Annotated in this window: 3 protein-coding genes; 1 reads left to right on the top strand and 2 read right to left on the bottom strand. The window is 67.9% G+C overall.

What is annotated here, in order from left to right:
- Nucleotides 1-62 precede the first annotated feature (62 nt).
- Complete coding sequence (locus tag HUU95_RS13495; protein WP_174280575.1) at nucleotides 63-278, top strand: type II toxin-antitoxin system PemK/MazF family toxin; 216 nt, start codon at nucleotides 63-65, stop codon at nucleotides 276-278.
- A gap of 1 nt (nucleotide 279) precedes the next feature.
- On the opposite strand, the gene lptG is transcribed toward HUU95_RS13495, so the two are convergent.
- Nucleotides 280-1,371 (bottom strand): LPS export ABC transporter permease LptG, encoded by a 1,092-nt coding sequence (gene lptG, locus HUU95_RS13500; RefSeq protein ID WP_174280576.1) that lies wholly within the window; start codon nucleotides 1,369-1,371, stop codon nucleotides 280-282.
- Nucleotides 1,371-2,573, bottom strand: a complete 1,203-nt coding sequence (lptF, locus tag HUU95_RS13505) for an LPS export ABC transporter permease LptF (protein ID WP_174280577.1) — start codon at nucleotides 2,571-2,573, stop codon at nucleotides 1,371-1,373. Before lptF ends, lptG begins: the two co-directional genes overlap by 1 nt.
- Nucleotides 2,574-2,733: the final 160 nt, after the last annotated feature.

A 2,733-nucleotide genomic window follows, 5' to 3' on the forward strand; every position in this document is an offset into this window, starting at 1 on the left:
ATGCCTTCCCACCACACGAATGCGCTAACTACCTCCGCAACAGCGGCTACGCTTCAGCTTAGATGGATCAGAGTCTAACCGGCAACGTCAAATGGGCAAACGCGCCGGGCAATGTGCTGCTTCCTCCGATTGAAACGGGTCTCGACCTGGCTTCCGTGGCGAACGTCTCGCAATTGACGGCAATCGATCGGCGGCAGCTGCGTGACCACATGGGTCGCATACCCCGCAACCGCCTGACTAAGGTCTTCGCCGGCATCGACACCGTGCTCGGCCGCTGACCTATTCCTCCGTCCGGATCAGCACCGTCTCGCCGATCAGGAAGAACAGCAGGAACGGCGCCCAGGCGGCGAGGAAGGGCGGGTAGGCGCCGAGATTGCCCATCGCCAGCGCGAAATTGTCGGCGACGAAATAGGCGAAGCCCAGCGCCATCCCCAGCACCGCGCGCACGAACAGCTGGCCCGAGCGGGCAAGGCCGAACGCCGCGACCGCGCCCAGCAGCGGCATCAGCACCGACGACAGCGGCCCGGACAGCTTGTGCCACAACGTGCCCTCCAGCGATTTGGTCGGCCGCCCCGCGTCGCGCAGGTCGCTGATCGCGGCGCGCAGCCCGGTGAAGGTCAGCCCGTCCGCGTCGACGCTGCCCAGCGTGAACTGGTCCGGCCGCACGCCGCGCGCTACAGTGATCTCGCCGAGTGCGGTCACCTTGCCGCTGCCCACCTCGAACCGCATCGCCGGGCCGATCCGCCAGCCGCCGTCGCCGGGCCGCCCGGTGGCCGCGCGGACGATCGCGATCAGGTTGCCGCCGGTCCGGTCGTACAGGGTCACGCCGCCCAGCCGTGCGCCCATCCCGCGCCCCGACACGTCCGCCGCCTCGATCAAATCGTCGCCGTCGCGCACCCAGACGTTGGTGCGGCCACCGCGATCGGGCGCCAAGCGCGCATAGTCGACCTTCTGCCACCGATCGAGCGTCGCCGTGCCCGGCGCCACCACCGCCTCGTTGAACGCGAACTGGAGCACCGCGACGCCCAGGCTCGCGACCAGCAGCGGCGCCAGCACCTGGTGCGCGGACAGGCCGGCCGCCTTGAGCGCGATCACCTCCGAGTTCTGGTTCATCTGCAACAGCGTCAGGATCGTGCCGAGCAGCACGGCGAAGGGCAGGAAACGCGCGACCAGCTGCGGCGCGCGCAGCCCGACATAATGGAGCACGGCGGCCTGCCCGTTGCCCGGGACGACCAGGATCTTCGAGGACTCGGTCAGCAGGTCGAGCGCCTGGAGGACCAGCACCAGCATCGCCAGGATGCCGAACGTCCGCGTCAGGAACAGCCGCACCATGTACACCGCCACCGTGCGCGACGGGAAGAAGCTCGACATCAGGCGGCGGCCTTGCGCGCTGGCCCGGGCAGCAGGCGACGCAGCCGCTTGCCCAGTCCGCCGAACACCCGCTCCAACGCCGCGATCGGCTGGCCGCCGGGGACATAGGCGATCTGGTAGAACAGCCATATCACCAGCGCGGCGAACAGCGCGAACGGCACCCACAGCGCGATGATCGGGTCGATATGGCCCTTCTCGGCGACGTCGGCGGCGTATTGGTTGATCTTGTGATAGGTCACGATCATCACCACCGACACGAACACGCCCAGCGCCGAGGTGGAGCGCTTCGGCGGCACGCCCAGCGCGACGGCGAGCAGCGGCAGCAGGAACATCGTCGCCAGCTCCGCCAACCGGAAGTGGAACTCGGCGCGGCTGTCCAGCCGATCGACGCTCGACGCGGCATGATGCCCCAGCTTGGCGAGCTCCGGTAGCGTCGACTCCATGTTCTTGTTGCTGCCGCTGCCACGGGTGCGGAAGCTTTCGTATTTGGGCAGCGGGATCGGCAGGTCGTGGCTGGTGAAGGTGAGCACGCGCGGCGTCACGAACTTCGGATCGTTGTGGATCAGCGTGCCGTCGGTCAGCCGCAGGATGATCGTGTCGGGATCGTCCGTCGCCAGGAACTCGCCCGCCTGCGCGGTGACGGACACCCATTTGTCGGGCGCGGATTGCTGGCGAACGAAGATGCCCTGCAGATGCCGGCCCTTCTGCTCGGACCGTTCGACGCGCATCGTCATCTTGTCGCCGAATTGCGTGAAGTCGCCGACCTTGATCGCCGCGCCGAGCGCGCCGGTGCGCAGCTCGAAGCGCAGCCCTTCGTAATTGTACCGCGCGCGGGGCTGAACATAGCCCACGATCATGAAGTTCGCGACCGCGAGCACGATCGCATAGGCATAGGGCACGCGCAGCATCCGGGCGTAGCTCATGCCGACGCCACGCATCACGTCCAGCTCGCTCGACGTCGCGATCTTGCGAAAGGCGAGCAGGATGCCGAGCAGCAGGCCGATCGGAATGCCCAGCCCCAGATATTCGGGCAGCAGGTTGGCGAGCATGCGCCACACCACCGCGACGGGCCCGCCTTCCGTGGCGACGAAATCAAACAGCTTCAGCATGCGATCGAGCACGAACAGCATGATCGCGATCACCAGCGTCGACACGAGCGGGATCGCGATGAGCCGGGCTAGGTAGCGGTCGATGGCGGGCATGGGAACGGCGCGACCGTAGAGGGGGAGGGGGCGGGCGTCACGTGAATAGTCCCGTCATCTTCCCGGAAGCGGCGGCGGGCGATCATGTCCGGTCCGGCCGGCCAGCGCGGGCGGGAGGTCGCCTCAGCCGATCGCGCCGACGGCCGATCCGCGCGTGCCG

This window comes from Sphingomonas bacterium (assembly GCF_903643065.1).
In the GTDB taxonomy this organism is placed as follows: Bacteria; Pseudomonadota; Alphaproteobacteria; order Sphingomonadales; family Sphingomonadaceae; genus Sphingomonas.

Excerpts from the sequence above, each read along its gene's own strand:
- lptG (WP_174280576.1), bottom strand. The coding sequence starts at position 1,371 with ATGTCGAGCTTCTTCCCGTCGCGCACGGTGGCGGTGTACATGGTGCGG.
- lptF (WP_174280577.1), bottom strand. The coding sequence starts at position 2,573 with ATGCCCGCCATCGACCGCTACCTAGCCCGGCTCATCGCGATCCCGCTC.
- HUU95_RS13495 (WP_174280575.1), top strand. The coding sequence starts at position 63 with ATGGATCAGAGTCTAACCGGCAACGTCAAATGGGCAAACGCGCCGGGC.